Below are 26,552 nucleotides of genomic sequence, written 5' to 3'. Positions count from 1 at the left end.
CAATGGCTCTGGACTTACAACAACGACCGCCCGAACATGGGCATTGGCGGTATCACCCCCGCCATGAAACTGAAAATGGCCGCGTGAATTCTACGCAGGCACCCCGTTAAAAAGGGGGAGATTACCCCAGGACGCCGGGGTCTACCGCCGCACGATCATCATCCCCTTCCTTGCCAAGTTTCACGACGCCCACGAGTGCCCCGAAGGTGGGAAGATCAAAGACCCAAAGTTGAAGGCCCGGTTGCTGGACGAGTTGGAAGGCATTTTCCGCTGGTGCGTCGAAGGCGCGGTGGCCTATGCCAAAGGCGGATTGAACGTGCCCGGGCACCTTTATGCCGTCCGCAACGCAAAGAAGAACGACTCTAACCCCCTGTCGGACTTCGCTTCCATCTGCCTCGATATCGGCCCCGACAAGGTCGAACAGGCAGGTAACCTCTTTCGGGCCTATCAACGCTTTGCCGAGGTCAATGAAGGCGAGAATTTCACAAACGCTGGATTTGGCCGCCGCCTGAACGGTATGGGTATTGTTAAAGTTCCAGAACTGTCCAAGAAGCACATCCATCGCCGTGGGGCCTGCCTGAACGAGGTCGGCAAAGCCTATCTAAACGGGACACGCGGCATGATTGAACTCGAAGCGAAGGACCGAGCTGAACATCTGCGCGTCGTCTGACAGATTACCGGTATGGGTTACTACGGGTGGGAGGCGAATGGCCGGGCCGTCTCCCTACTCTCAGTCCAACAAGACGATATAATCAAAGTGACCGCTCAACCATTCGTCTCAGTCTCTTTGACCTATTTGCGTCTATGACTTGCGCCAGCTGTCTGCCAAAATCAGATGTCCATCCCCAAAGTCGAGATACCAGTCGTTCCAGCCATTCCGACTTGTCCGTGTAATGGTCCGCGATGCACCGGAAAATGTGCTGAACGGAGTGTTCTGTCCCTCGACAACAAGCTGAGCGTTCTTGATGATCCCTCGAAACACCTCACCGCTGTAAGTAAATTCACACCGAGTTCCATCTTCCGGTAACCCAGATCGTGAACCGCTGCTGTTTACTTCAACTGTTTTGGAAAAACCTTCATCGCGGATTGGCGAAATCCAGATACGTTTGGCTGCTTTAAAGAGCATCTCAGCGCGCTGCTCTATCGTTTCTTCATCCCAATGATTCCATTCATTCAAATCCCGATTTAAAGCCAAACTTGAATGAGCGCGAATGGCAGGCATCTTGGTCGCATACGGCCCATTGGAAACACTAGAATTGAGCTTTTGCGTTAAAAGCGTCAGATTCCCAATCGTATCAACCACCTTACCTCGGCGGAGCGTCTTAGATCGGAATTCCATATCGAAATCGTCAATAGAATCTGCATCTTCGTAGCCCGGAAGCGGCCATTTTTCCTGCCATTTTCGAGGCATGATATGCTCGATTGTTAGAGCAGACTTTATTTCTATGTCCTCATTCCTGTCGCTTCGCAGCTCAGTTTCAATTAATTCAAAGAGGTAGTTCAAACGATTCTGACGGGCAGGACTATACTGATCGCGCGTCATCCAAGCGATGTTCCATTCCTCATCATCTGGCCATCTATCGATGTCGCTTTCACGCTCTGACAGGCTTTCGAACAGGGACTTGATTTGATCCCCAGGTGCCTCCCGCAGTTTGGGGATTAGGCCGACAAAAAGTTTATTGTAGTTTTTCGTTGTAAGTCGGCAGATGTCGCGTCGCAAAATATAGCTTTTTAGAATGGACAAGGCCTCGGGCAGACGATCACCAAGGTTCGCCTCGGTGGACAAATACAGCACAAGCGGCAAAACGGTTGAAACATCAAATGCTTGCGCGAAGCGACCGAAGTCGCCAAGCGGGTCTGACTTACCCTGTTGGAACAAGCGTTCTTCTACTCTGGCAGATGCGGAAATCGCTTCAAGCTCTGGAACAACGCTGGAAAATGGCCGCTGGTTCAAGATCCAGCGTCGATAGCCATCGTAAAGGTTCTCGATGGACACAAGACTTCCGATGTTCATCGACAGGTGATCGGTGAGCAACCAATCAAGCCTTGCGCTTGACTGTCGGCCTCTGGATGCAACCTGAGTCCAGAACGGCCTGTCCAGCGGCAACCAGTGTTGTTCATAAAGCTTGTCGACATTGAGCGACCCTTCCACTTGCCCCATACCTTTCGCGCGCTGGAAGATGAAGTTGCGCATAAGGTCACCCGGAGAAAGCTCCACCCCACGACTGTTTAGCGTTTCGAATATGGTCTGAGGGTCGTCACCACCTTCAAGCTCGATTGATACAATAGCCAATCCGTCCTTCAAGGCTTCGAATATCGTCTCAAAACGGTGCTCATCAAAAATATCATCAACAACGACATGCTTTCTAATGGCGTCTTTAAGATATTCGTGTGCGAGCACGGATTTCTTGACGAAACCATCATCTTGTTGCTTCGGTAAAATGTCTTCAATTGATGCCTCCGGGTCAATTATTCCAGTAAATGACCTTCTGTCCATCAAAGACGGCCAAAGTTTAAACCGTTCGATCTCGGGGTGCTCCATCACACCATCATTCAAAAGGTATTTTTGAAGCTCTGATGCATATCTTGACTCCGTCTCCAAAGCGACATCTCTAAGAGCCGCCAAGACTATCTGAAAAGTTGTCAACCGCTGCTGACCATCAATTATTTCGAACGCCTGAACCTGCTTACCAAAGGTCTTTATCTGGCCAATAACCATCGCGCCCATGAAATGGGGAACTACTGACATTCGATCTTCATCAATTCGCTTGGCTATGCGCTCGATGTCTTCCCAAAGAAGGGGAATTTGAGCTTCGATGTTCCAAGCATACTGCCTTTGGTACAGAGGTATTAGAAATCGCTTCTTCCCATCAAACAGCTCAATAATCGACCGCGTATAAGGCTTCATCTACTGGACTCACATTTTGTTTCTATCGCGGAATCGGCAGCTCCACCGCGCCTCTTTCCCGTTCGCGCCTCTCGGAGCCTACGACATGTGTACGAAAGATGCACCCGGCTTGGAGCCAGTTACATTTCTAACCGACCACTACGACTCCAATGGCAAAATCTACGAGTTCGGTTCTTCTCACGGCCACCCGCGTAGGGACAGAGCTGGCCGGACATAACGTGTAATTTCGCCAGCGACGGTCAGCGACCGAGATCACGCTGACGCTGTGAGAGCGCCTTGCGGGCTTCCTGCTGCCAAAAGCGCTCCCAATCCCTTGCTTCGCGTTTGCGCGCCTGTTCCTCATCCTGTGCCACATCGCTGGACGGCGCGATGGGCGTAGCCGTGTCCTTGGACTGGCCCGGCTCCGTACGGTTCTTGCCAGTGTTGGGCGGGGCCGTTGGATCGTCGAACTGGACAGAGGCCGTGGCGATTTGCGAAACGGCCCTCCCTGTGGCCTGCCAGATTGCCCGGTGTGCTGCATTGGCGGTCTTCCGGGCGGCGGCATAGGCAAGGTAGGATGCCACGCGTTTCGGTGTCGGAGGCAAAGCCCGGCCCGAGATCATGGCCGCTCGTGTGGCCGCTTGGTGTTTGCGCAGCATCGCATTGACCTTAGGGCCGCGATGAACACCGGGAATGTAGTCCGGGCCATCGCCCTGAGGTTTCCGTCCCAGATTGACACGGGTATTTGCTCCGACCCGCAGGAGTTCCGCGTTCACGCGCTTTTCCCAGTCCTTGCGCCGCCGCTCGATTTCAACCTTGCCCTGCTTGGCGTCGGTCAGCTCGCGCACCTTCGCGCCGAACACCGGACGGCCAGCCCCGCACATTGTCATTCTCCGATCTGTCTCGACAATGTGGATGTGCCAGTTCTTTGCGCTTTCGCCATAGGCCTCGGGGTTAGGCGCGTGCAGTGCCCATGTGCTGGCGATGCCATATTGATCCCGAAGCCACAGGCAATGGCCGCGCGCGACACGCCGCGCCGCCTCGTGTCCGCCCTCGCACAATTCATGGGGAAGCGCGATCACGGTCTGGCGTCCGGGCCGTTCGTTGACCTTCTTGGCCGCGCCCTCGGCACCGTTCCAAAGTTCCGCAAGGGTCCAGTCCTGTGATCCGTCTGGCCCAACAATCTCCCAATGCAGTACATCGCCTTGGCCATCCTTGCGCCAGAACCTCTTGTCCCGGCGCACATCGTACAGGGGTTCGCCGGTGATATAGGCGGCATAGTAGACCGCGCTTTGATCCTTGCGCCGCGCAATCGGTTGGGTCTTGTAGTGCACCGCTTTGCTCGCGATCTGGGTTGTTCCTGTTGTCATGACCTGCCTACCTGTCTCGAAATCCGAAGGGTCAAATCCGAGATAGGTCCAAGCGGTAGCGATCTGAAAAAGCGCGATGTATCCTATGGAAACAACGGGCGATTTCGGGCACGCCCGCCGCAGGCGGTAGCGATCAGGCACGACGCTGCAAACAGAGTTTGCGTAATTGCGCCTTGCAGGTTTTCCCTCGCGCGCCTCACTTCCCTCGGTCAAAATTTCCCTTGTGCGCACCGCACAAACAATTCCGCGCGCCAATATTTGGGATCACCCCACCTTGTTTCCTATGTCCTGAAAAACACCAACACAGGAGGGTTCGATTGCACGTATCACACAAGTCCAAGTCGAGAAGGCTATGCGATTGGCACAAGAGAAAGAGCGCGCGTTCAAGGAACAGGAACGCAAGGCAGAAAGCCGCAAGAAGGTCATCCTTGGCGGTCTCATCCTGCTTGCCGCGCGGAACATTGAACGGGAGGGATTGCCAAAGGACAAAGCCGTGGGCTTCTTCCAATTCCTCGCAAATCAAAAAGGCATCGCCCTGCGTGATGCGCGATTCCTCGGGGAGCGATTGGAAGACGGCTATGCCGCCCCGTTTCAGGAGGCCCTCGCCCGATTGGAGGCGCAATGTGCCAGTCTCAGTTCGGGAGGGTCACAGTAATGGAAAGATTCCCTTGGGATGATGACGCAATTTCCAAACCTGCGCGCAACGCCACAAACGACCTGCCGCGCTCATTGTCTGCCTCTGATCTCGCGGCGCTTGGTTTGCCCGTGGACGATCCCTTCTGGTTGTCGCCCGAAGCTTTCGACGCGCATCTTGCAGAAGTTGAAGGCCAGCAAGCCGCACAGGTCAAAACACTTGGACCTAATGCGCCCGCTGCGCAAAATATCCGCATGGCGTCTCCCTGCCGCGCACCCTTGCCTTCGCTTGATCCACGCAAGAAGGGGCCAGCCATGACCGAACTCCCCGAAGCCGTGCGCCGCGCGGTCGAGATCATCGCCACACCACACGCCCCGGACGATCAAGCCATCGGGGCCGCTGCGTATCTGCTGACATGGTACCAAGCCGAATATCAACGCCGCCCGTCGGTGAAAGGTATCGTGCTGTGGTGGTGGAAGGCGGTCCGCCGCCTTGTTGATATTAGGGAGCTTTGGGCCGATGAAATGCGGGAAGTTTGGAAAGTCGATGAACGCGATCCGTCGAATGCACCCGTCAATGCTTTCTACGGTCACCTCGCTCATCGAGCGACCAAGATTTTTATCTTTGCCACAGGCCAACCTTTGGATGGCAAGATCAGTCAGGCCCACCCCCTGTCTTGTGCGCCTCTCTTAACAAAAAGTGTGCACGCTATGCACTCCCTAACAGGTTGCTCCCCCGGCCTCCAAGATACACATTGCTCAGATTAGAATTTTTGTTAATGATACCACCTGTGAGAGAGTGGACACGAGAAGTACTTGATGACCGAAAAATTTGACCCAAAGAAGCAGGCTAAATCGAAGATTGCGTCTGTTGTTAGCAAGAACGGCTTGCCCAAAGAAACGATTGACAAGTTGAATGGCTCACGAGACCTCAAACGTTGTGACATGGCCAGCGACAAGATTCTTCGTGACCATGCTCGATCGGCCAAGAAGCGTAAGTCGATTTCAGAATCCAGACGTGGGTTGGAGACTGTCTTGGACCAAGCTCCAAAACGCACGCGGCATGCCGTGAAAAAAGGGTGGATTAAGACTTCGGAAGACCTTGTTCGTTACGTTGAGGGATACATTCAAAGCAAGTGCCGCTTGATTTTCGCTGACGCTATTGAGCGTGAAGAGAAGCAGCGTCTAGATGATGAGCGTGAGATAGATCAAAATGACCGTAGCTGAGAAAACCCGCGCGACAAAGGACGAGAGTGAACGGCACCGTATACTGGTGGAATTGCCCAAAGCTGGAATAACGGTTGTTGCGTTCTTCGCCACAACCAGCGCACTAATACTTCGCCTGGCACCCAGTTCCGGATTGATTAGCCAACCTATTCTGAGGGTAATTTTCTTTGCTGGAATTTTGATAACGCTTTGGATGTTTTTTCGAGCATATGGATACATAGCAGATGTCGCTCTCAACGTCGGAAAAAAGTGCACGGAAGAGGAGCGGGAAACGGCTTTCGACAATTTGTTAGGTGGTGACTATCTAAAATTCAAGAAAGCCTTGAATGCATGTGTATTGACTTGGATTTCCATACTTCTTTTCTTTGTAATGTTCGCTTAAACCAGATTCGAGTTCTCTAAAATTTTTTTGTTGTTACGAACCATTCAGGCCCAGGGAGAAGAGTTTTGGTTGTTAGCTCTTCATGACACAAGCGGTAAGTAAGCCGGTTGATAGCTGGTTGATCAACCAATCGCCGTACTTTTATGCTGGTCCATTTAACCTCGCGCTTCAACCTCGGTATGTGCACTTGACTGTGTCGCTTCGATGCGCACAATGCAGGTCCGAAGGCTGTTTCGCAGAGGGTCGGCCGTTGATTTTGTTGGATTTTTTCGGAATTTCTGCGGCCCCTACCGCCGGAGCCAAAGATTTCAAGGGCTTAGCGTTCGCTCGCTAAGTCCTTTTTCTTTTCAAACATCGAAGATGCGCAGCAAACACAACGCGGATCGACGCGTCCGGGGCTGACGAGGTCTACTGCGTAACCGACCAGTCAGGTTAGGAAATATGCGCCTAGGCGCCTGACGCTTTCTGTTGATCGAAAGCGTATGACAGGAGGAGCAGCATCGGCGAAGATGAAATGAGATCTCGGCGCTTTTTCAATCTGTTACCGGAGGTTCGACGTCCCCACGGTCGCGCAACACGTTACCAGCATGCATGCTGCATTAAGCTACTCCCCTTCGGACGGGCAGGATCCCGCGCGGATTAAGCTATCCGCGCACGCTGCCCGGTGCCTGATCGAGATACCAGCGATAGGCATCCTCGATCCCTTCGCGCAGGCCGATACGTGCGCGCCAGCCCATGTCGGCCAGCCGCGAGACATCCATCAGCTTGCGCATCGTGCCATCGGGCTTGCTGGGGTCGGTCGAAATTTTTCCTTGGAATCCAGTTACTTCGGCCACCATCTGCGCCAGTTCCAGAATTGAAACATCGATGCCGCAGCCCACGTTGATATGGCTCAGCATCGGCTCTGTATTGGCCGCATAGACATCCTGTGGCAGATCGAGCACGAAGAGACTGGCCTCGGCCATGTCATCGACATGCAGGAATTCGCGGCGGGGTTTGCCAGAACCCCAGATCATGACCTCGTCGCGCCCCTCCAGCGCCGCCTCGTGAAAACGGCGAATAAGTGCCGGTAAAACATGAGAATTTTCAGGATGAAAATTGTCGCCAGGGCCATAGAGATTGGTGGGCATGACCGAGCGGTAATCGGTGCCGTGCTGGCGGTTGTAGCTCTCGCAGAGCTTGATGCCGGCGATCTTGGCCACGGCATAGGGCTCGTTGGTGGGCTCGAGCACGCCAGTCAGGAGCGCGTCCTCGCGCATGGGCTGGGGCACGGCGCGGGGATAGATGCAGCTAGAGCCCAATTGCAACAGCCGCCGCACGCCCGCATCAAAGGCCTGATGGATCACATTGCACTCGATCATCAGGTTTTCATAAATGAAATCAGCAGGATAGGTGTTGTTGGCATGGATACCACCGACCTTGGCGGCGGCAAGGATGACCACATCCGGACGTTCGGATTGCATGAAGTCGCGCACCGCCGATTGGCTGGTAAGGTCCAATTCCGCATGGGTCCGGGTGAGCAGCGTCAAATCCTCACCCGCGTCCTTGCGGGCCTGAAGGCGGCGCAGAATCGCCCCCCCGACCATGCCGCGATGTCCTGCGATGTAGATGCGGGTCATAGAGTTACTCCTGTAAGGTCTGTAAGGTTTAGGCTCGAAATTGTAAGGTCAAACCGGATGTATTCTTGTGACATTCAAACCTGAACTAAAGGTCCCGGATACCGCGCCGCGCAGGGGCTGCATTCAGATGGCCGCGAAGCCTGTTTGCATCGTATTCGGGTCACAGCCAAGCCTCGACAACCCCGAACCACGTGTCCCGCGTCATCCGGTCCCCGACAAAACTGTTTGACGCATCCCCCAGCCCATCAAAATACGCCGCCCTCTCTTGTGGAGTAAAACCTTGCGCTTTGGACCAGCCAGATGGTCTGCAGGATTTCAGGCAAAGCCCTCACCCCTCCACGCTGACCGGCAGGTCCATGCCGTGCTTTTTCAGCAGCGCGTGCCGTTGTGCCGTCTTGAGGTCTTCGGCGACCATCTCGGCGCACATTTCCTGGGCGGTGATCTCGGGCACCCAGCCGAGCTTTTCCTTGGCCTTTCTGGGATCGCCCAGCAGGGTCTCGACCTCGGCGGGGCGGAAATAGCGCGGGTCGATGCGCATGATCACATCCCCCACCTTGAGCGCGGGGGCCATATCGCCGGTCACACCCGTCACGGTGGCAATCTCGTCCACGCCCGTACCGGTAAATTCCAGCGTGATCCCCAGCTCGCGCGCCGACCAGGTGATGAACTCGCGCACGGAATACTGCACCCCCGTCGCGATGACGAAATCATCCGCCACCTCCTGTTGCAGCATCATCCACTGCATGCGCACGTAATCCCTGGCATGGCCCCAGTCGCGCAAGCTGTCGATATTGCCCATGTAGAGGCAATCCTCGAGCCCCTGCGCGATATTGGCCAGCCCGCGCGTGATCTTGCGGGTGACAAAGGTCTCGCCGCGCCGGGGGCTCTCGTGGTTGAAGAGGATGCCGTTGCAGGCATAGATGCCGTAAGCCTCGCGGTAATTGACCGTGATCCAATAGGCATACATCTTGGCCACCGCATAGGGGCTGCGCGGGTGAAAGGGCGTCGTCTCGCGCTGCGGGATTTCCTGCACGAGGCCATAAAGCTCGGAGGTGGAGGCCTGATAGAAGCGCGTCTTCTTCTCCAGCCCCAGAAAGCGGATCGCCTCGAGCAGGCGCAGCGTGCCGATGGCATCGACATCGGCGGTATATTCCGGCGCCTCGAAACTGACGGCGACATGGGATTGCGCGCCGAGGTTATAGACCTCGTCGGGCTGCACTTCGCTGAGGATGCGGGTGAGGTTCGAACTATCGGTCAGGTCGCCGTAATGCAGCTTGAAATTCTGCCGCCCGCCATGCGGATCCTGATAGATGTGATCCACCCGCTGCGTGTTGAAGAGCGAGGCGCGGCGCTTGATCCCATGCACCTCATAGCCCTTTTCCAGCAGGAATTCCGCAAGGTAAGAGCCATCCTGCCCCGTCACCCCGGTGATCAACGCCTTTTTCATTCCGCCATCTCTCCGTTGTTCGACAAAACCATCCTGCCAAAGGTCGGGGCGTTACACCACAGGGGGGCCACCATGGCAAGCACCCCGCTCACGCCCGGACTGCCATCACGAAAGGCAGAATTGTCTCCAATGACTGCCTCATTGATCTAGGGATTTGTCACCGGCCCGCCACCACATCTTGTCAGCGGACCTCAAAAATCTATGCAAATGAATACTTTAATCAAAATCAGGGTTGTGATAGACTCATCCTTACAAATCAATGCCAGCCGGAAAACCGGCGGCGCGAGGCAGTAAAAGAGCGGTTCTATGAAAACACGGGGCAGACAGCCGGTCCGTTGGGGCTTGGTGGCGTTCGCAACTTTCTGGATGCTGGTGATTGTGCCATTGAGCGCGGCAGCGGCACCCTATGCAGCTTTTGTAATGGATGCGCGCAATGGCGAGGTCCTATACTCCAACAACGCCGACGCGCGGCTGCATCCTGCCTCGTTGACCAAGATGATGACGCTCTACGTGGTCTTTGAGGCCATCGAGAATGGCGAAATCGGACTTGATGACAAGGTCGTGATTTCCAAACATGCCGCCTCCGAGCCCCCGAGCAAGCTGGGCGTGCGCGCGGGCAGCTCGATTGCGCTGCGCTACCTTATCCGCGCGGCCGCAGTCAAATCCGCCAACGATGCCGCAACGGCCCTTGGCGAGGCGATCGAAGGGTCCGAGGCTCAATTCGCCCGCCGCATGAACCGCACGGCCCAAGCGCTTGGAATGACGCGCACCACCTTCAAGAATGCCCATGGCCTGACCGAAAATGGCCATCTGTCGACCGCCCGCGACATGTCGATCCTCGGGCGGCACCTGTTTTATGACTATCCGCAATATTACAACCTGTTCTCGCGCATCACCACCGATGCCGGCGTGACCTCGGTCAGCCACACCAACCGCCGCCTTCTCGAAGCCTATCGCGGGGCAGACGGGATCAAGACCGGCTATACCCGTGCAGCGGGCTTCAACCTTACAGCCAGCGCCGAACGGGGAGGCGAACGGATCATCGCGACCGTCTTTGGCGGGCAATCCACGGCATCGCGCAATGCCAAGGTGGCGGAACTCCTCGACCTCGGCTTTAGCAAGGCTCCGACGCGCGTCGCGGTCCAACGCCCCGCGCGGCCACCCTATATGGGCAAGCTGGGCACCGCACCGGTGATGATCGCCCAAGGCGAAGAACGTCCCACTTTTGCCGCCAAGACCGTGCGCCTGACCTCCGCCGCCGCGGTCGCCAAGAGCCTGCGGCCGCAATCGCGCCCCCTGCCCGAGGCCCCGGCCCCCGTCATCGCCGCGCGGGATGATATCGAGCGCGCGCTTCTGGCCGCCCAACAGGTCGCGGCAGCCAGCACGGAACCAGCCCCTGTTCCCCAAGGCAGTGTCACGGTCACCCCTGAGATTCGCCCGGAACAACGCCCGACCGAGATCGTTCTGGCCAGCGCCCCGGCCCCAGAGCCACAACCCGAGGTCGTGACCCGCGTCTCGACCTCGGGCGGGCGGCATTGGGGTATCAACGTGGGCCGCTACGCCAGCGAGTACAAGGCACGCCAGATGCTCTTGCAGACCGCGTTGAACGAAATGGCCACGCTTGACGGCAGCCTGCGCAAAGTGGTGCAGCGCCCCGCCGGGTTCGACGCCAATTTCATGGGGATGACTCGTGAAAGTGCCGATCTCGCGTGTCGCCGCCTTCAGGCCAAGAAGATCACCTGTTTCATGATCGGGCCAAGCTGAGCCTCTGGCAGATTGGGGGCGCTGCCCCCAAACCCCCGAGGTATTTCCGGCCAGATGAAATCGACGTCAGGGCTTGGGGTGGTCGTCCCAATCGTCTGACAGGATGCGGCGCGCGTCCCCTTCGGGATCGTCATACTGGTTCGAACGCACGGTATAGACAAACGCCACAAGCCCCACGCCCCCAAGGATCAGGGAAATCGGGATCAGGTAAGTGAGAATATTCATCGGCTACCTCAGTCGCAGCGCGTTGAGAGAGACGGTAATCGAACTGAGCGACATGGCCAAGGCGGCAATCAGCGGCGAGCAAAGCCCCGCCACCGCCAAGGGCACGGCAATGATGTTATAGATCGTGGCGATCCTGAAATTCTCGCGGATACGGCGGGTGGCGGATTTCGCTGTCATGCAAGCCGCCGCAATCGGCGAGAGGTCATTGCCCAAAAGCACGATATCCGAGGCGACCCGCGCGGCATCCAGCGCCGTTGCCGGTGAAATGGAGACATGCGCGCCAGCCAGGGCGGCGGTGTCATTGAGCCCGTCCCCCACCATCAGCACATGCGCGCCCTCTGCGGTCAATGCCGCCACGCGTGCCGCCTTGTCGGCGGGCAGCGCCTCGGCCATCCACTGCGGGATGCCGAGGCGCGTGGCCAGCGCCTCGACTGCCGGGGTGGTATCACCGGACATCAGGATCACGCGCTTGCCCTGATCCATCAACCCCTGCACCGCTTCGGCGGCACCGGGCCGCAGCGCATCGGCAAAGGTGATGGCAACCGGCGCCCCCTCTCCGACCTTGAGAAAGGTCGCCGTCTCGGACAGACCTTGTGCCCCGGTCCAGCTGGCACGCCCCAAGCGCACCTCTTGGTTCTGATAGCGTGCCTTTGTACCATATCCCGGCACTTCGGTAAGGTCTGTAAGGTCAGCCGCCACGATCCCCGCCGCGCGTGCGGTGCGCGTGATCGACTGCGCCAGCGGATGCGAAGACCCCTGCGCCAGCGCCAGCGCCAATTCCACAACCGGGCGCGGCAGCGTCTCAAGGTTGGTCGCCTGCGGCATCCCCGTGGTCAGCGTGCCGGTCTTGTCGAACACCACCGTGTCGACCTGCGCCAGCCGTTCCAGCGCGGTTTCATGCTTGATCAGCATCCCCCGCCGGAATAGCCGCCCCGAGGCCGCCGTCGTGACCGCAGGCACCGCAAGGCCAAGCGCACAAGGACAGGTGATGATCAGAACCGCAGCCGCAATATTCAGCGCCGTGCGCACATCCCATGTATAGAGATACCAGCCCATGAAACTGAGCCCTGCAAGGATATGCACCCCCGGCGCATAGAGCTTGGCGGCACTGTCGGCGAGCGAGGTATAGCGCGAGCGCCCGGATTCCGCGATGGCCACGAGATCGGCCATGCGATGCAGCGAGGTTTCCGCCCCCACCGCCGTGGCGCGAAGGGTCAAAGGCCCGGTCAGGTTGACCTCGCCCGCACTGACCGCCTGCCCCACGCCCGCAAAGACCGGCAGCGTCTCGCCCGTCAGAAGCGAGCGGTCGATCTCGGACGTGCCCCGGACGATTTCGCCGTCCACAGGCATGCGCCCACCGGGCCGCACCAGGATGAGATCTCCGACAGCCAATTGTGCAACGTTTACAACCTCTTCGGCGCCATCCACCAAGCGCGTCGCGCGGGGCACCTCCAGCGCTGTCAATTCTTCCGCCGCAGAGCGCGCAATCGCCCGGGTCCGGTGATCAAGGTAGCGCCCCGCCAAGAGGAAAAACGTGAGCGCCATGGCGGCATCGAAATAGGCATGATGCCCCGATAGCATGGTTTCCCAGAGCGAGGTGATGATCGCCAGCACGATGGCCAATACGATCGGCACATCCATGTTGAGCCGCCTGTTGCGCAGCGCGGCCCAGGCATTGCGAAAGAACGGCACCCCGGAAAAGGCAATCGCCGGCAGCGTGATCGCGGCGGAGATCCAGTGGAACATATCGCGCGTCGCATCCTCGGCACCTGACCAGACCGACACCGACAAGAGCATGACATTCATGCTGGCGAACCCGGCGACCGCCAGTCGCATCAAGAGGTCGCGCCCGGCCCGATCGTTGGCGGTGGCATTCAGCGTGCCCTGATCCAGCTCATGGGCCTCGTATCCCAATCCCTCGACCAGCCTGCGCATCTCTTCGGCGGTCACGTCTGGGGCGGCGTCAATGCTGGCGCGTTTCAGGGTCAGGTTGACACGGGCAGAGGTCACCCGATTGTCCGCATTGAGCGCACGCTCGATCTTGGAAATACAGGCCGAGCAGTGGATCGTGGGCAGTGAAAGCGCAATCTGGGCCCGTGGCACCGCGCTTGCGGCCAAGGCCTCAGCCGCGGGGGCGGCCGCGCAGGCCGGACAGGCCGAGGGCGAAGGGCGCATCGTCGCGGTCATGGTCTATTCCTTGTGCAGAACGACGCGCTGCTGAAAGAGGGTGCCATCATCATCCCAGGCCTTCATGCGGATATTCCAGTTGCCATCGCCCAAATCCACCGGCGCAACATAGGCCTGCCCATCATAGCGGAATTCGGGCGTCTGGTCGTCCTGCACATGGGTGGCGCGGCCAACCGTCGCCTCCAGCTTGGAAACCTGGACAGGTTTGCCCGCCGCGTCGGTGATATGCAGCGTCAAGGTGCCGCCCGCGTGATCCGCCACCACGGTCCAGCCCAGCCCCTCTTGCGCGGCCTTTCGCTCGTTGAACTCCTGACTGGCGACATAGGAATTCTTGACCTCAAGCCCCGGAAAGGTCCGCACCGCCGACCACGCCAACACCAGATTGACGCCGATGATCACGGCAAAGGCCCCGACAAAGCCGATCAACACATGCCTGCCGGTAATCTGACGCTCGGCCATCAGTCATCCTTTCCGTTAAAGACCGTATCCTTGTAGGCCCGTTCCCCGCTGGTCATGTCCTCGATCCAGAGGCGGATCTCGCTCCGCTCTTCCTCGGCGGGCTCGGACTCGGGCGGGGCCACCAGATAGACCCGCTGCAGGAACATTTCATCGGCGTTCACGCTGATCTTGTTATCCGTCACGCCTTCCAGTTCGAGCGAAATTGCCGGATCGCCCTTGACCGTGATCTCGAACTCCCGCGTCTCGTGGTGCATATTGCGGATACGCACCTCATAGGTATTCCGGATCGATCCATCAGACAGCGTGACATAGGTCGGATTGCGCACCGGTGCGACGGTCAGGTCGATATCCGACCGGATGAACAGCGCAAAAACCAGACCGATACCCACCAGCGACCAGAGCGCGGTGTAAAGGATCGTGCGCGGGCGCAGGATGTGTTTCATGATCGGCTTGGGCTTGCCGCCCGACCGCTCTGCCTCTTCATCGGTAAAGGCCATATAGTCGATCAACCCGCGCGGCTTGCCGATCTTGGCCATGATGTCGTCGCAGGCGTCGATGCAAAGCGCACAGGTGATGCACTCCAACTGTTGACCATCGCGAATGTCGATCCCCACCGGGCACACATTGACGCAGGCCATGCAGTCGATGCAATCGCCCTGCGCAGCCCCTGCCTTGACCGCCTCGGAGTTCTTTCGCGGCTCGCCGCGCCATTCGCGATAACCGACGGTCAGCGTATCCTCATCCATCATCGCCGCCTGAATACGCGGCCAAGGGCAGGCATAAATGCAGATCTGCTCGCGGGCAAAGCCGCCGAAGAAGAACGTCGTGCCGGTCAACACCGCAATCGTGGTATAGGCGATGGGATGGGCGTTGAGGGTAAAGAGATCGACCAGCAGCGTTGGTGCATCGGTGAAATAGAATACCCAAGCCCCCCCGGTGGCCACCGCGATCAAGGCCCAGGTGACCCACTTGGTCAGACGCAGCCGCGCCTTGCGCAGATCCCATTTCTTTTGCCGATGCAGACGCAACCGCGCGTTGCGATCCCCCTCGATCCAGCGCTCCACCAGAATGAAAAGATCGGTCCAGACCGTCTGTGGACAGGCATAGCCGCACCACACGCGGCCCAGCGCCGACGTGAACAGAAACAGACCCAGGCCCGCCATGACCAACAGACCGGCAACGAAATAGAACTCGTGCGGCCAGATCTCGATCCAGAAGAAAAAGAACCGCCGGTTTGCCAGATCGAGCAACACCGCCTGATCCGGCAGCGCCGCCCCCCGGTCCCAGCGTATCCATGGCGTGATATAATAAATGCCCAGGGTGACGATCATGATCACCCATTTCAGGTTGCGGAACTTGCCGTAAACCCTCTTTGGAAACACCGGCTCGCGCGCGGCATAGAGGGATTGCGGGGCATTAGGTTGGGAATCGGCCACGGACATACTCCGGTATGATCATTCACTTGATCGTCTTCTGTCAGGACGCGGGCGCAACAGCTTTGACCTGTGTCAAATTCTGAATCTGGAATCGACCTATTGCGCCGCACCACGTTGTCGCGCCATACGCCGCAACCACACCACAAAGGCGCGCGCCGCAGGGCGCAGCACGCCGGGGCGTGTGACCACATGATAACCGCTATCGGCATGGTCCTGAAACAAGAGCCGCAACCGGCCCGCCGCGATATCCTGACGCACCCAGTCCAGAACCGTCACGGCAACGCCCTGGCCGTCGCGCAATCCGTCCAGCAACAGGTTGCCCGGCACCTGCATCAATCCCGCCACCCGCTCTCGGGTGACACCACGGAGGCGCAGCCAATCGCTTGCCTCATTGGTTCCGAATTCCTGAAGCCACGGCAGATCGGCCAGATCAGCAGGGCTCTCGATCCGCCGCCCCTCGACAAGGCGCGGGGCGGCAACCGCCACGATGGGCGACGTGAACAAAAGCTCTGCCTCAAGCCCCGGCCAGTCTCCGGCCCCGTAACGGACCGCAATGTCGATGCCGCCCGGCTCCAGTGTCACCAACCGGGGGGTCGGGTCGATCATCAGGTCGATCTCGGGATGCCGGTGGCGGAAATCCCCCAGACAGGGCATGAGCCAATGCGCGGCAAAGCTCGGGGTTGTCGAGATCTGCAAGGGGCGCTCGGAACTCTGCTGGGACAAGGTATCAACCGCACGCGCAATCGCACCAAAGCCCAGCGCCAGAGCGTCCGCCAGCTCCTGTCCTTCCGCCGTCAGCCGCAGGTTCCGCCCCGAACGATCCACCAGCACAAGGCCCATATGCGCCTCAAGCTGCTTGATCTGTTGGCTGACCGCCGCGTGACTGACGTTGAGCCGCGCCCCCGCTGCCGCCGTGCCGCCAGTCTCGGCCAAGGCTGCAAAGGCCCGCAAAGCGGTCAGAGGAGGGAGTGACAACCAATCCATGACGTAAGCCTATCTTACAAGTCGCGATTTTTCCAGAGTCGTCTTTCGCGGCGGAAAACGGCATCCTTCAAGCATGATCCCCGAACAGGAAAGGATTGACCGATGTTTGGAATTCTCGCCAGTACTTTCAGAACCGCGACTCGGCTCGATGCGCCGGAGGACAGAACGGTGCGGCACCGCGGCCGCGCCCATTGGCAGCCTGCCGAGCGCTTTGACGCGCGCACAGGTGCGGAAATCGAGGCGCATCTCCATGCCCGCCGCCGCTTCTAGGTTCCGCGCCCCTCACGCCCGCTGGCCGTGGCGCGGCGGTCGATGGGCCGGATCATCCAGAGAAATGAAAAAAGGCCCCGTCTTGGGACCTTCGGATTGACAGATTGCCTTGATCAATGCGGTAATCGGTGCCGGCCCCTCCAGGAAACGCGCGAACAGAACGGAAGGACCGGCACCTCACCCCGAGCCTCGCGGCTCGGGGTATTCGTTCAGGGCTTACTCGCCCCCGCCAAGCTGGTGGACATAGATCGCCACGGCGCGAATCTCGGCCTCGCTCAGATCGGCCCCGCCCATCGGCGGCATCACGCCAAAGCGCGAATACGTGACCGTTTCCTTGATGGTGTCGAACGACCCACCGTAGAGCCAGATGGCATCGGCGAGGTTGGGCGCGCCTTGATAGATGTCCCCCTCTCCGGCCTCGCCATGGCAGGCGGCGCAATTGTCCATGAACACGGTCTGACCTTCGGCCACCATCGAGGCATCCTGCGGCTCGCCCGACATCGACATCACGTAGTTGACCACCTGATCAATCTGCGCGGTTTCCAGAATATCCCCAAAGGCCGGCATCTGCGAATAGCGTGCATCCGGGTCTTCGGTGTTGCGGATACCATGGGCGATCGTGGTATGGATATCCTCGATCGTCCCCCCCCAGAGCCAGTCATTGTCCAAGAGGTTGGGATAGCCCTTGGCCCCCGCCGCCCCCGAACCGTGGCACTGTGCGCACCATGTCTTGAACACGGCATTGCCCGCCGATGTGGCATAGCCCTGCAATTCGGGATCGCCGGAAATCTCGGTCAGTTCGACCGCTTCCAGCTTGGCATTGATTGCGGCATTGGCGGCCTCGGCCTCGGCCAGTTCGGCCGCGACATTGGCGCGGGTCGACCAGCCCTTGTAACCGGCAGTCGCCCCCTGAACCAGCGGCCACGCCGGGTAGGCGATCACATACCACAAGCCCCAGACGATACAGGCATAGAAGGTCCACAGCCACCAGCGCGGCAGGGGATTGTTATATTCTTCAATCCCGTCCCATTGATGGCCGGTGGTTTCGACCTCTTGGTTCTTCTTAATCGGTTGTTTGGCCATGTCTCATGCCTCCTCGTGCCGGGCGCCATGGGCGCGGGCCGGTTTGTCTTCGTGCCGGAACGGGATGGTTGACGGGTTCTCGTAGCTCTTGGTGGCGCCGGGGCGGAATACCCAGAACACGACGCCAACAAAGAATGTAAAGAGTGCCAGCAACATCCAGCTATCGGCAAATTCACGCAACAGGGAATAGGTTTCCATCGCTCCGCTCCCTTACCGGCTTGCCACCGGGGTGAAGGTCGAGAAATCGACCAGCGTCCCCAGCATCTGCAGATAGGCGATCAGCGCATCCGCCTCGGAAATGCCCGGCTGCCCGTCGAAATTGCGCACCTGGGCCTTGGGATACCGCGCCAAGAGACCCTCGGTATCGCCATCCGGATCAATCTGAGCCGTGAAATCGGCCTTGGCGTTCTCGATCATCTCGTCGGAATAGGGCACGCCCACCAGACGATGCGTCTTGAGCAGATCCTCGACATGCGCGGGCTCGATCATCCGGTTTTCGAGAAAGCCATACTTGGGCATCACCGATTCCGGCACCACCGACTGCGGATCGCGCAGGTGGTCCACATGCCAGTCGTCCGAATAGCGCCCACCGACACGGGCCAGATCCGGCCCCGTCCGCTTGGACCCCCACTGGAACGGATGGTCGTATTTCGACTCGGCCGCGAGCGAATAGTGCCCATAGCGCTCGACCTCATCGCGCATCGGGCGGATCATCTGACTGTGGCAGACGTAACAGCCCTCGCGGATGTAGATGTCGCGCCCGGTCAGTTCCAGCGGGGAGTAGGGGCGCATGCCCTCGACATCCTCGATGGTGTTCTCAAGCCAGAACAGCGGGGCGATCTGCACGATCCCCCCGACCGTGACCACAAGGAAGGCAAAGATCGCCAAAAGCGTGACGTTCTTTTCCAGGATTGCGTGTTTGTCCAGAATTGCCATCTCTCCGGCCCTCCTTATTCAGCCGGGACTGCAGAGTTCGTGGCTTCGACAGCCGGCGAACGCTTCGCAGTCATCCAGAGGTTGTAGCACATGATCAGCGCGCCGGTGACATACATGACCCCACCAAGGCCCCGCACCACATACATCGGGAACTTGGCCGCGACGGTATCCGCGAAAGAGTTCACGAGGAAACCGTTGGCATCGACTTCGCGCCACATCAGCCCTTCCATGATCCCCGTCACCCACATGGCAGCGGCGTAGAGGATGATGCCGATGGTCGCGAGCCAGAAGTGCCAGCTCACAAGGCTCAGACTATAGAGCCGCTCACGGTTCCACAGCTTCGGCACAAGGAAGTAGAGCGCGCCAAAGGTGATCATGCCGTTCCAGCCCAGAGCGCCCGAATGCACGTGCCCGATGGTCCAGTCGGTATAGTGGCTCAACGAGTTGACCGCGCGGATCGACATCATCGGCCCTTCAAAGGTCGACATGCCGTAGAACCCGATGGAAATCACCATCATCCGGATCACCGGATCGGTGCGCAGCTTGTCCCAAGCGCCCGAGAGCGTCATCAGACCATTGATCATACCACCCCAGGACGGCATCCACAGAACGATCGAGAACACCATGCCCAGTGTCGAGGCCCAGTCGGGCAACGCCGTGTAATGCAGGTGGTGCGGACCGGCCCAGATGTAGATGAAGATCAGCGCCCAGAAGTGGATGATCGACAGCTTGTAGCTGTAAACCGGGCGTTCGGCCTGCTTGGGCACAAAGTAATACATCATGCCCAGGAACCCGGCGGTGAGGAAGAAGCCCACGGCGTTATGGCCATACCACCACTGTGTCATCGCGTCCTGCACGCCCGAGAAGACCTGCACCGACTTGGAACCGAAGATCGAGACCGGAATGCTCAGGTTGTTGACGACATGCAGCATCGCCACCGTGATGATGAAGGACAGGTAGAACCAGTTGGCCACGTAGATATGCGGCTCTTTGCGCTTGACGATGGTTCCCAGAAACACGGCGAGATAGGCCAGCCAGACCACTGTCAGCCAGAGGTCCACATACCATTCAGGCTCGGCATATTCCTTGCCCTGCGTGGCCCCCAGCAGATAGCCGGTGGCAGCTAGCACGATCACAAGCTGATAGCCCCAGAAGACGAACCACGCGAGGTTCCCGCCCCAGAGCCGCGCAGCGCTCGTCCGCTGCACGACATAAAAAGACGTGGCGATCAACGCGTTGCCACCAAAGGCGAAAATCACCGCCGAGGTATGCAGCGGACGCAGCCGACCAAAATTCGCATATCCTTGCGCCCAATCGAAATTGAGCCCCGGAAAGGCAAGTTGAAAAGCAATAAACGTGCCTGCGAGGAAACCGACAACGCCCCACAAGCAGGTTGCGATCACCCCGGCGCGCACAACGCCGTCCATGTATTCCCCCGACAGGTCCACCTGGGCCCTCGGTTCGTCCGTGTGGCGCAGGGTCCACAGGAAAAGCCCACCGCTCACAAGCGCCACCGTCAGCGCGTTGACCAGATAGGCCAGATCGCGCGCATAATTGGCCGCGATCAACGCCAGTAGCGTGACCAGACCAAGCACGATCAGCTTGATATAATTCGTCATGTTGCGTCCCTTCGTCTCTTTCTGCCCGAGTCGCCGTGACCCGCGCAGGCGCGTTAGACTGTGACCGTAATGCTAGGGTCGCACTCAACTATCCTTGATCTGTGTCAAAACACTGACTTTGATCAATTGATCCGCGTCAAGGCAGCCCCGGCAATACATCTCTAGGGTGACATAACGTGCGACACAGTCAAAGGAATGCGACATGACCTACAACAGCCTGTTTTCCGTTTTGACCGATGAGTCCCTTGTTGAGGAAACCCTAGACCATGCCATGAGCATGGCCGCCCGCCATGATGCCCATCTCGATGTGCTCTGCCTTGGCGTGGATCGCAGCCAGGCAGGCTATTATTACTCGGGTGCCAGCGCCATCGTTCTGCAGGAAACCATCGCCCGCGCCCAGGAAGAGGCCGAGGCCATCGAAACCAAGGCCACTGCCCTGCTCAAAAATTCATCCCTGCGGTGGGGAATCGAGTCCGGGGTCAGCCAATTGGCCGATCTGGGGCGGCATGTCGCTGCGCGGGCGCGGTTCTCGGATTTGGTGATTCTGCCGCAGCCTTATGGAAAGGGGCGCGGCTCGGAACTGGAGCCCACGACCGAATCGGCCCTGTTCGAGGCGCGCACCCCGGTAATCATCGCCCCCGCCTCGGGCGACCCGGTGCCCAATCCGGGCCGGATCATGGTCGGCTGGAACGAAAGCAGCGAGGCGTTGGGCGCGGTGCGCGCGGCCCTGCCTCTGCTGAAGGGCGCGGAGGTGGTGCATGTGGTGGTGATCGACCCGCCCACCCATGGGCCCACCCGCTCCGACCCCGGCGGGCTCTTGTCGCAATACCTCTCCCGCCACGGCGTCAAGGTCGAGATTGACGTCCTGTCTAAGACACTGCCGCGCGTTTCGGACGTGCTCTTGCGGCATGTGCGCGACATGGATGCCGATATGGTCGTGATGGGGGCCTACGGCCACTCGCGCTTCCGCGAGGCGATCTTTGGCGGTGCCACCCGCTACATGCTGGAACAGGCCACCGTGCCGGTCTTCATGGCGCATTGAGACCGGTGGCCTCTCGGGCGGATTGGGGGCCAGCCCCCAAACCCCCGAGGTATTTATGGCCAGATGAAACCGGGGCAGGATGGATCAGATCAGCATCCCGCCGTCACTGTCATCGCCCGCCTCTTCCAGCAGCCGGTTGAAATCCGGCACGGTGACGCGGCGCTTGCCCTCAAGCTCGATCACACCGTCCTTTTTCAGCGCCGACACCTGACGGCTGACCGTTTCCAGTGTCAGGCCAAGGTAATCCGCCATCGCCTCGCGCGTCAGAGGCAGATCAAATACCAGCGGCCCGCGCGTGCCGTTCATGTTCAGTGTGGCATCGCGCCGCGCAATGATCGCCATCAACGAGGCGATTTTTTCGCGCGCGGTCTTGCGGCCCAGAACCAGCATCCATTCGCGCGCGGCATCCAGCTCGTCCAGCGTCATTTCCAGCAGGCGCTGCGCGATATGCGGCGTGCGTGCCATCATCTCTTCAAACGGCTTCTTGCGGAAACAGCACATCACCATATCCGTCACCGCCACAACGTCATAGGCGGCGCTGTTGCGCCCCGGGCGGCCCACGAAATCGCTGGGCAAGAGCAGCCCCACCATCTGCGTGCGCCCGTCCTCCATCGTCTGCGTCAGCGTCGCAATCCCAGAGACGACCGAGCCCACGAAATCCATGTGGTCGCCGGACCAAATCAGGGTCTGTCCGGATTCGTAGCTGCGGTAGTATTTGATCTGATCCAGCACCTCCAACTCGTCGGCTTCGCACCGCGCACAGACAGCCCGATGCCGGATCGGACAATCCCCACACTCGTGAGGTATGATCGAGGCTTTCTCTTTCAGCATGGATTATCCACTATTCGAGGGCGCTGTCAGGGTTGGTTGATTTAAATCAATGCGGGTCTGCCAGTTCTGCACAATCCTATGGGTATGGACACAAAAACTCAACTAGGCAAACTGGGTCTCTTTGACGCCAAAGTGCCGCGCTACACCAGCTATCCGACCGCACCCCACTTTAACCGCAATGTGGGGCACGAGCAATTTGTCAGTTGGATCAACGCGATACCGGAAGGCGCAGAGATTTCTCTCTATGTGCATGTGCCGTTCTGTCGGCGCCTTTGCTGGTTCTGCGCCTGCCGAACCCAAGGCACCCAGACCGACGCGCCCGTCGCAGCCTATCTCGAGACGCTCAAGACCGAAATCGCGATGCTCGGCCGGCATCTGCCACGCGGGGTGCGCCTGTCGCGCCTGCATTGGGGCGGTGGCACGCCCACGCTGCTGTCGCCCGGCATGATGAGCGAATTGGCAGGGGCCATTCGCGCCGTCGCCCCCTTTACCGACAGCACCGAATTTTCGGTCGAGATCGACCCCAATGAAATCGACGCCGCGCGCCTCGATGCGCTTGCCGGTGCAGGCATGAACCGCGCCTCGATCGGCGTGCAGGATTTCGACGAGCAAATCCAGAAAAGCATCGGCCGGATGCAGGGCTATGACATCACCCGCGACGCAGTCGATGAGATTCGCGCACGCGGGGTCAAGAGCCTCAATGCCGATATCCTCTTTGGCCTGCCCCATCAGAGCCGCGCCCGCATTACCGAAAGCGTGCAGAAACTTCTCTCGCTCAATCCCGACCGGGTCGCGCTCTATGGCTATGCGCATGTGCCGTGGATGGCAAAACGCCAACAGATGATCCCCTCGGATGCCCTGCCCACACCGCAGGAACGTCTGGCGCTGTTCGAGACCGCGCGCCGCCTGTTCCTCTGGGACAATTACGACGAGATCGGCATCGACCATTTCGCAACGCGCTCTGACGGGCTGAGCGTGGCGCAAAAATCCGGCCTGCTGCGCCGCAATTTTCAGGGATATACCGATGACACGGCCGAGGTGCTGATCGGTCTGGGCGCCTCGTCCATCTCGCGCTTTCCACAAGGCTATGCGCAGAATGCCCCTGCCACCGGGGCCCATACCGGTGCCATCCGTGAAGGGCGGTTTTCAACCTCACGCGGCCATGTCTTTTCCGCTGAAGACAAGCTGCGCGGCCGCATGATCGAGATGCTGATGTGCGATTTCCGCATTGATAGCGCCGAGATATTCCGCGAGTTCGACATTCCCGCCGCAGAATTGCAGGCGATGCTCTCTGCCGTGGAACGCCGCTTTGACGGGCATCTGGCGCTTGACGCCACCGGCCTTTCGATCCCGCTCGAGGCGCGCCCCCTGACCCGCATGATCGCGCGCCAGTTCGACGCCTACGAGATGAACGCGGACGGCCATTCCTCGGCGATCTGACGGAATCAGACCTCGGCCCGCCCCTCGAGCGCCGCCGCCAAGAGCTTGCGCGCATAGGCCGTCTGCGGCGCGGAAAAGATCGTCTCGGCGTCGCCCGCCTCGACCACATCGCCATCCTTCATCACCATCACCCGATGGCTCATGGCGCGCACCACATGCAGATCGTGGCTGATGAAAAGATAGGCCAGCGCATATTTCCGCTGCAAGTCGCGCAAGAGATCGACGATCTGCACCTGCACCGTCATATCCAGGGCGCTTGTCGGCTCGTCCAGCACCACCAGCTTGGGACGCAGGATCATGGCGCGGGCGATTGCGATACGCTGCCGTTGCCCGCCAGAGAATTCATGCGGATAGCGGTCCATCATGGCGGGGTTCAGCCCCACCTCGTCCATCACCTCGGCGACCAGATCACGCTCTGGTCGGCCATCGGGATTGCCATGCACGCCCAGCCCCTCGGCGATGATCTGTGCGCAGGTCATGCGCGGGCTCAGGCTTCCGAACGGGTCTTGAAAGACGATCTGCATCTCCGCCCGCCGCCGCCGCAACTCTCGCGTGGACCAGCCGTTCACATCCTCGCCCGAAAACCGGATACCGCCCTCGGACGCGATCAGCCGCATGATCGCCAGCGCCAGCGTGGTCTTGCCCGACCCGCTCTCGCCCACGATGCCCAATGTCTCGCCTGCGCGCACGCGGAGCGTGGCGGCATTGACCGCCTTCACATGCCCCACGGTACGTTTCAGGAATCCTTTCTGGATCGGGAACCACACACGCAAGTCCCGGGTCTCGGCCACCATCGGCGCGCCCTCTGGCACCGGCGACGGCAGGCCCACCGCCCGCGCGCTCAGCAGCTTGCGGGTATATTCATGCTTGGGTGCGGCAAAGACATCGGCCACCGGCCCGGCCTCGACAATCTCGCCATCCTTCATCACGCAGACCCGGTCGGCGATGCGCTGCACGATCCCCAGATCATGCGTGATGAACAACAGACCCATCCCCTCTTCGCGCTTCAACTCCGCCAGGAGTTCCAGAATCTGCGCCTGAATGGTCACGTCGAGCGCGGTCGTCGGCTCATCGGCTATCAGGATGTCGGGCTTGTTGGCCAAGGCCATCGCGATCATCACCCGCTGCCGCTGCCCGCCCGACAACTGATGCGGATAGGCCCCCAGACGGCTGGCCGCGTCACGAATGCCCACCCGCTCCAAGAGCTCCACGATGCGCGCGCGCGCGGCATCCCCCGTCAGCCCCTGATGCAGCTCTAGGCTCTCGCGCAATTGCTTTTCCAGCGTATGCAGCGGGTTTAGCGATGTCATCGGCTCTTGAAAGATAAAGCTGATGTCATTGCCGCGCACCTGCCGCAGCCGCCGCTCATCCGCGCCGATCATCTCTTGACCCGCATAGGTGACAGAGCCCGTGACCTGCGCCGACGCCCCCAACAGAGACACAGTCGAGAGCGCAGTCACCGACTTGCCCGAGCCGGATTCACCCACCAGCGCCACGGTCTCGCCCCGGTCAACGCTGAAGCTCACACCCTTGACCGCCGGGATCACCTGCCCGTCCTGCCGGAAACTGATCCGCAGGTCCTTGACCTCCAGCACACTCATTCAAAGGTCTTTCTGGGGTCAAAGGCGTCGCGCACACCTTCAAAGATGAACACAAGCAGCGAGAGCATGATGGCAAACGCAAAGAAGGCCGTAAACGCGAGCCACGGCGCTTGCAGGTTCTGTTTGGCCTGCAATGTCAGCTCTCCCAGCGAGGGCGCCGAGGACGGCAGGCCGAAGCCCAGGAAATCGAGCCCCGCCAGGAGCGAGATCGTCCCGGTGATGACAAAGGGCAGCATCGTCAGCGTCGCCACCATCGCATTGGGCAGCATGTGGCGGAACATGATCGTCAGGTTCGATACGCCCAAGGCCTTGGCCGCCCGCACGTATTCGAGATTGCGCGCCCGCAGGAATTCGGCCCGCACCACACCGACCAGGGCCATCCAGCCAAACAACACCGTGATCACGACAAGCAGCCAGAAACTGCGCGGCAGGATCGCAAAGAGAATGATGATCACATAGAGTTGCGGGGTCGAGGCCCAGATTTCGATGATCCGCTGGAAAATCAGATCGGTGCGCCCACCGAAATAGCCCTGCACCGCCCCCGCCGCGATGCCGATCACGGACGAGAGCGCGGTCACGATCAGCGTAAACAGAACCGAGAGCCGAAAGCCGTAAATCACCCGTGCCAGCACGTCGCGCTTGGTGTCATCCGTGCCCAACAGGTTCTGCCCATTGGGCGGCAGAGGGGCGGCACCGGGACGGTCCACGGTGGTGTTGTAGCTATAGGGAATGGGCGGCCAGATGGCCCAACCCTTGGCAATCTTTTCACCTTCAACCACCCCGTCCCCGGCATCCGCGATCACGCCCTCGGGGTCGTCAAAACAGATATCGAGACCGCCCGACGCGATCAGGCAACGCACCTCGGGGTCGCGATAAATCGCCTCGGTCTCGAAATCTCCGCCAAACTGCGTTTCCGGATAGAACCGAAAGATCGGCATGTAATATTCGCCGCGATATTGCACGAGGATGGGTTTGTCATTGGCCACGAACTCGGCAAAGAACGTGATGGTGAATACGACGGAAAAGAGGATCAGCGACCAATAGGCGCGCTTGTTGCGCCTGAAATTGCGCCAACGGCGTTGATTGAGGGGCGAGAGGCGGATCACGGTC

At 59.5% G+C, this 26,552-nt stretch carries 25 protein-coding genes; 9 read left to right on the top strand and 16 right to left on the bottom strand.

The features are described 5' to 3' along the window. Window positions 1-229 precede the first annotated feature (229 nt). The gene (locus MVC20_RS03805; protein WP_297538604.1) at window positions 230-670 is read left to right on the top strand and encodes a hypothetical protein; all 441 of its coding nucleotides are present in this window, start codon (window positions 230-232) and stop codon (window positions 668-670) included. A 132-nt stretch (window positions 671-802) separates the two neighbouring features. On the opposite strand, the gene MVC20_RS03800 is transcribed toward MVC20_RS03805, so the two are convergent. Next, complete coding sequence (locus MVC20_RS03800) at window positions 803-2,908, bottom strand: DUF262 domain-containing HNH endonuclease family protein (RefSeq protein WP_297538603.1); 2,106 nt, start codon at window positions 2,906-2,908, stop codon at window positions 803-805. A 239-nt stretch (window positions 2,909-3,147) separates the two neighbouring features. Continuing rightward, entirely contained in the window at window positions 3,148-4,257 is a 1,110-nt protein-coding gene (locus MVC20_RS03795) for a MobA/MobL family protein (RefSeq protein ID WP_297538601.1), read from the bottom strand. A 352-nt stretch (window positions 4,258-4,609) separates the two neighbouring features. Here MVC20_RS03795 and MVC20_RS03790 point away from each other — a divergent pair, with 352 nt between their 5' ends. Genes MVC20_RS03790 through MVC20_RS03775 form a run of 4 tightly spaced genes read left to right on the top strand, consistent with a single transcriptional unit; the run spans window position 4,610 to window position 6,499 of the window. Continuing rightward, window positions 4,610-4,912 (top strand): hypothetical protein, encoded by a 303-nt coding sequence (locus MVC20_RS03790; RefSeq protein ID WP_297538599.1) that lies wholly within the window; start codon window positions 4,610-4,612, stop codon window positions 4,910-4,912. Next, window positions 4,912-5,658 carry a hypothetical protein gene (locus tag MVC20_RS03785; protein ID WP_297538597.1) on the top strand — a complete coding sequence of 249 codons (747 nt, stop codon included), beginning with the start codon at window positions 4,912-4,914 and terminating at the stop codon, window positions 5,656-5,658. The genes MVC20_RS03790 and MVC20_RS03785 overlap by 1 nt, the downstream gene beginning before the upstream one ends. Before the next feature lie 51 nt (window positions 5,659-5,709). Continuing rightward, the gene (locus MVC20_RS03780; RefSeq protein WP_297538595.1) at window positions 5,710-6,117 is read left to right on the top strand and encodes a hypothetical protein; all 408 of its coding nucleotides are present in this window, start codon (window positions 5,710-5,712) and stop codon (window positions 6,115-6,117) included. Continuing rightward, a complete protein-coding gene (locus MVC20_RS03775) occupies window positions 6,104-6,499 on the top strand; it encodes a hypothetical protein (RefSeq protein ID WP_297538593.1) in 396 nt (131 codons plus the stop codon). The genes MVC20_RS03780 and MVC20_RS03775 overlap by 14 nt, the downstream gene beginning before the upstream one ends. A 644-nt stretch (window positions 6,500-7,143) precedes the next feature. Here the strand turns inward: MVC20_RS03775 and MVC20_RS03770 are convergent. Together MVC20_RS03770 and gmd are read right to left on the bottom strand one after the other, a co-directional pair. Next, a complete protein-coding gene (locus MVC20_RS03770) occupies window positions 7,144-8,118 on the bottom strand; it encodes a GDP-L-fucose synthase (protein WP_297538591.1) in 975 nt (324 codons plus the stop codon). Between the two features lie 328 nt (window positions 8,119-8,446). Further along, window positions 8,447-9,565: a GDP-mannose 4,6-dehydratase gene (gmd, locus tag MVC20_RS03765; RefSeq protein WP_297538589.1), complete on the bottom strand. Its 1,119-nt coding sequence runs from the start codon at window positions 9,563-9,565 to the stop codon at window positions 8,447-8,449. Between the two features lie 306 nt (window positions 9,566-9,871). On the opposite strand from gmd, the gene MVC20_RS03760 reads away from it, so the two are divergent. After that, on the top strand, window positions 9,872-11,329 hold the full coding sequence (locus MVC20_RS03760; RefSeq protein WP_297538587.1) for a serine hydrolase: 1,458 nt from the start codon (window positions 9,872-9,874) through the stop codon (window positions 11,327-11,329). Between the two features lie 66 nt (window positions 11,330-11,395). On the opposite strand, the gene ccoS is transcribed toward MVC20_RS03760, so the two are convergent. The 5 genes from ccoS to MVC20_RS03735 all read right to left on the bottom strand — a co-directional run bounded on the left by ccoS (window position 11,396) and on the right by MVC20_RS03735 (window position 16,620). After that, window positions 11,396-11,554 carry a cbb3-type cytochrome oxidase assembly protein CcoS gene (ccoS, locus tag MVC20_RS03755; RefSeq protein WP_037241323.1) on the bottom strand — a complete coding sequence of 53 codons (159 nt, stop codon included), beginning with the start codon at window positions 11,552-11,554 and terminating at the stop codon, window positions 11,396-11,398. A 3-nt stretch (window positions 11,555-11,557) separates the two neighbouring features. Beyond that, window positions 11,558-13,741 (bottom strand): heavy metal translocating P-type ATPase, encoded by a 2,184-nt coding sequence (locus MVC20_RS03750; protein WP_297538586.1) that lies wholly within the window; start codon window positions 13,739-13,741, stop codon window positions 11,558-11,560. A gap of 3 nt (window positions 13,742-13,744) precedes the next feature. Beyond that, a complete protein-coding gene (locus tag MVC20_RS03745; RefSeq protein ID WP_297538585.1) occupies window positions 13,745-14,200 on the bottom strand; it encodes a FixH family protein in 456 nt (151 codons plus the stop codon). After that, on the bottom strand, window positions 14,200-15,636 hold the full coding sequence (gene ccoG / locus MVC20_RS03740; RefSeq protein WP_297538583.1) for a cytochrome c oxidase accessory protein CcoG: 1,437 nt from the start codon (window positions 15,634-15,636) through the stop codon (window positions 14,200-14,202). The genes MVC20_RS03745 and ccoG overlap by 1 nt, the downstream gene beginning before the upstream one ends. 96 nt (window positions 15,637-15,732) lie before the next feature. Next, a complete protein-coding gene (locus MVC20_RS03735) occupies window positions 15,733-16,620 on the bottom strand; it encodes a LysR family transcriptional regulator (protein WP_297538581.1) in 888 nt (295 codons plus the stop codon). A 102-nt stretch (window positions 16,621-16,722) separates the two neighbouring features. Here MVC20_RS03735 and MVC20_RS03730 point away from each other — a divergent pair, with 102 nt between their 5' ends. Beyond that, window positions 16,723-16,890 carry a hypothetical protein gene (locus MVC20_RS03730; RefSeq protein WP_297538579.1) on the top strand — a complete coding sequence of 56 codons (168 nt, stop codon included), beginning with the start codon at window positions 16,723-16,725 and terminating at the stop codon, window positions 16,888-16,890. A gap of 216 nt (window positions 16,891-17,106) precedes the next feature. Here MVC20_RS03730 and ccoP read toward each other — a convergent pair whose 3' ends face one another. From ccoP to ccoN, 4 genes are read right to left on the bottom strand one after another with little or no spacing between them, the layout of a single operon-like run. Further along, window positions 17,107-17,973 carry a cytochrome-c oxidase, cbb3-type subunit III gene (gene ccoP, locus MVC20_RS03725; RefSeq protein ID WP_297538577.1) on the bottom strand — a complete coding sequence of 289 codons (867 nt, stop codon included), beginning with the start codon at window positions 17,971-17,973 and terminating at the stop codon, window positions 17,107-17,109. A 3-nt stretch (window positions 17,974-17,976) separates the two neighbouring features. Further along, entirely contained in the window at window positions 17,977-18,171 is a 195-nt protein-coding gene (locus MVC20_RS03720) for a cbb3-type cytochrome c oxidase subunit 3 (RefSeq protein WP_297538575.1), read from the bottom strand. 12 nt (window positions 18,172-18,183) lie between these two features. Then, window positions 18,184-18,909: a cytochrome-c oxidase, cbb3-type subunit II gene (ccoO, locus tag MVC20_RS03715; RefSeq protein ID WP_297538574.1), complete on the bottom strand. Its 726-nt coding sequence runs from the start codon at window positions 18,907-18,909 to the stop codon at window positions 18,184-18,186. Between the two features lie 14 nt (window positions 18,910-18,923). Then, window positions 18,924-20,528 (bottom strand): cytochrome-c oxidase, cbb3-type subunit I, encoded by a 1,605-nt coding sequence (ccoN, locus tag MVC20_RS03710; protein WP_297538572.1) that lies wholly within the window; start codon window positions 20,526-20,528, stop codon window positions 18,924-18,926. 202 nt (window positions 20,529-20,730) lie between these two features. Between ccoN and MVC20_RS03705 the strand changes: the two genes are divergently transcribed. Next, window positions 20,731-21,570, top strand: coding sequence for a universal stress protein (locus MVC20_RS03705; RefSeq protein ID WP_297538570.1), 840 nt, complete (start codon window positions 20,731-20,733; stop codon window positions 21,568-21,570). An 84-nt stretch (window positions 21,571-21,654) separates the two neighbouring features. On the opposite strand, the gene fnrL is transcribed toward MVC20_RS03705, so the two are convergent. Next, complete coding sequence (fnrL, locus tag MVC20_RS03700; protein ID WP_297538568.1) at window positions 21,655-22,401, bottom strand: transcriptional regulator FnrL; 747 nt, start codon at window positions 22,399-22,401, stop codon at window positions 21,655-21,657. A gap of 84 nt (window positions 22,402-22,485) precedes the next feature. Here fnrL and hemN point away from each other — a divergent pair, with 84 nt between their 5' ends. Then, window positions 22,486-23,841 (top strand): oxygen-independent coproporphyrinogen III oxidase, encoded by a 1,356-nt coding sequence (hemN, locus tag MVC20_RS03695; RefSeq protein ID WP_297538566.1) that lies wholly within the window; start codon window positions 22,486-22,488, stop codon window positions 23,839-23,841. A 5-nt stretch (window positions 23,842-23,846) separates the two neighbouring features. Here hemN and MVC20_RS03690 read toward each other — a convergent pair whose 3' ends face one another. Beyond that, window positions 23,847-25,442, bottom strand: a complete 1,596-nt coding sequence (locus MVC20_RS03690; protein WP_297538564.1) for an ABC transporter ATP-binding protein — start codon at window positions 25,440-25,442, stop codon at window positions 23,847-23,849. Then, window positions 25,439-26,545: an ABC transporter permease gene (locus MVC20_RS03685; RefSeq protein ID WP_297538608.1), complete on the bottom strand. Its 1,107-nt coding sequence runs from the start codon at window positions 26,543-26,545 to the stop codon at window positions 25,439-25,441. The genes MVC20_RS03690 and MVC20_RS03685 overlap by 4 nt, the downstream gene beginning before the upstream one ends. Window positions 26,546-26,552 lie beyond the last annotated feature (7 nt).

Origin of the sequence: Roseovarius sp., assembly GCF_027019125.1 — a bacterium.
Lineage (GTDB): Bacteria > Pseudomonadota > Alphaproteobacteria > Rhodobacterales > Rhodobacteraceae > Roseovarius.
Note: the sequence above shows the minus strand (reverse complement) of the source record. Positions and strands in the feature narration are given on the sequence as shown.

Coding starts and splice junctions, on each gene's coding strand:
- MVC20_RS03800 (WP_297538603.1), bottom strand. CDS start 2,908: ATGAAGCCTTATACGCGGTCGATTATTGAGCTGTTTGATGGGAAGAAG.
- MVC20_RS03795 (WP_297538601.1), bottom strand. CDS start 4,257: ATGACAACAGGAACAACCCAGATCGCGAGCAAAGCGGTGCACTACAAG.
- MVC20_RS03790 (WP_297538599.1), top strand. CDS start 4,610: ATGCGATTGGCACAAGAGAAAGAGCGCGCGTTCAAGGAACAGGAACGC.
- MVC20_RS03785 (WP_297538597.1), top strand. CDS start 4,912: ATGGAAAGATTCCCTTGGGATGATGACGCAATTTCCAAACCTGCGCGC.
- MVC20_RS03780 (WP_297538595.1), top strand. CDS start 5,710: ATGACCGAAAAATTTGACCCAAAGAAGCAGGCTAAATCGAAGATTGCG.
- MVC20_RS03775 (WP_297538593.1), top strand. CDS start 6,104: ATGACCGTAGCTGAGAAAACCCGCGCGACAAAGGACGAGAGTGAACGG.
- MVC20_RS03770 (WP_297538591.1), bottom strand. CDS start 8,118: ATGACCCGCATCTACATCGCAGGACATCGCGGCATGGTCGGGGGGGCG.
- gmd (WP_297538589.1), bottom strand. CDS start 9,565: ATGAAAAAGGCGTTGATCACCGGGGTGACGGGGCAGGATGGCTCTTAC.
- MVC20_RS03760 (WP_297538587.1), top strand. CDS start 9,872: ATGAAAACACGGGGCAGACAGCCGGTCCGTTGGGGCTTGGTGGCGTTC.
- ccoS (WP_037241323.1), bottom strand. CDS start 11,554: ATGAATATTCTCACTTACCTGATCCCGATTTCCCTGATCCTTGGGGGC.
- MVC20_RS03750 (WP_297538586.1), bottom strand. CDS start 13,741: ATGACCGCGACGATGCGCCCTTCGCCCTCGGCCTGTCCGGCCTGCGCG.
- MVC20_RS03745 (WP_297538585.1), bottom strand. CDS start 14,200: ATGGCCGAGCGTCAGATTACCGGCAGGCATGTGTTGATCGGCTTTGTC.
- MVC20_RS03735 (WP_297538581.1), bottom strand. CDS start 16,620: ATGGATTGGTTGTCACTCCCTCCTCTGACCGCTTTGCGGGCCTTTGCA.
- MVC20_RS03730 (WP_297538579.1), top strand. CDS start 16,723: ATGTTTGGAATTCTCGCCAGTACTTTCAGAACCGCGACTCGGCTCGAT.
- ccoP (WP_297538577.1), bottom strand. CDS start 17,973: ATGGCCAAACAACCGATTAAGAAGAACCAAGAGGTCGAAACCACCGGC.
- MVC20_RS03720 (WP_297538575.1), bottom strand. CDS start 18,171: ATGGAAACCTATTCCCTGTTGCGTGAATTTGCCGATAGCTGGATGTTG.
- ccoO (WP_297538574.1), bottom strand. CDS start 18,909: ATGGCAATTCTGGACAAACACGCAATCCTGGAAAAGAACGTCACGCTT.
- ccoN (WP_297538572.1), bottom strand. CDS start 20,528: ATGACGAATTATATCAAGCTGATCGTGCTTGGTCTGGTCACGCTACTG.
- MVC20_RS03705 (WP_297538570.1), top strand. CDS start 20,731: ATGACCTACAACAGCCTGTTTTCCGTTTTGACCGATGAGTCCCTTGTT.
- fnrL (WP_297538568.1), bottom strand. CDS start 22,401: ATGCTGAAAGAGAAAGCCTCGATCATACCTCACGAGTGTGGGGATTGT.
- hemN (WP_297538566.1), top strand. CDS start 22,486: ATGGACACAAAAACTCAACTAGGCAAACTGGGTCTCTTTGACGCCAAA.
- MVC20_RS03690 (WP_297538564.1), bottom strand. CDS start 25,442: ATGAGTGTGCTGGAGGTCAAGGACCTGCGGATCAGTTTCCGGCAGGAC.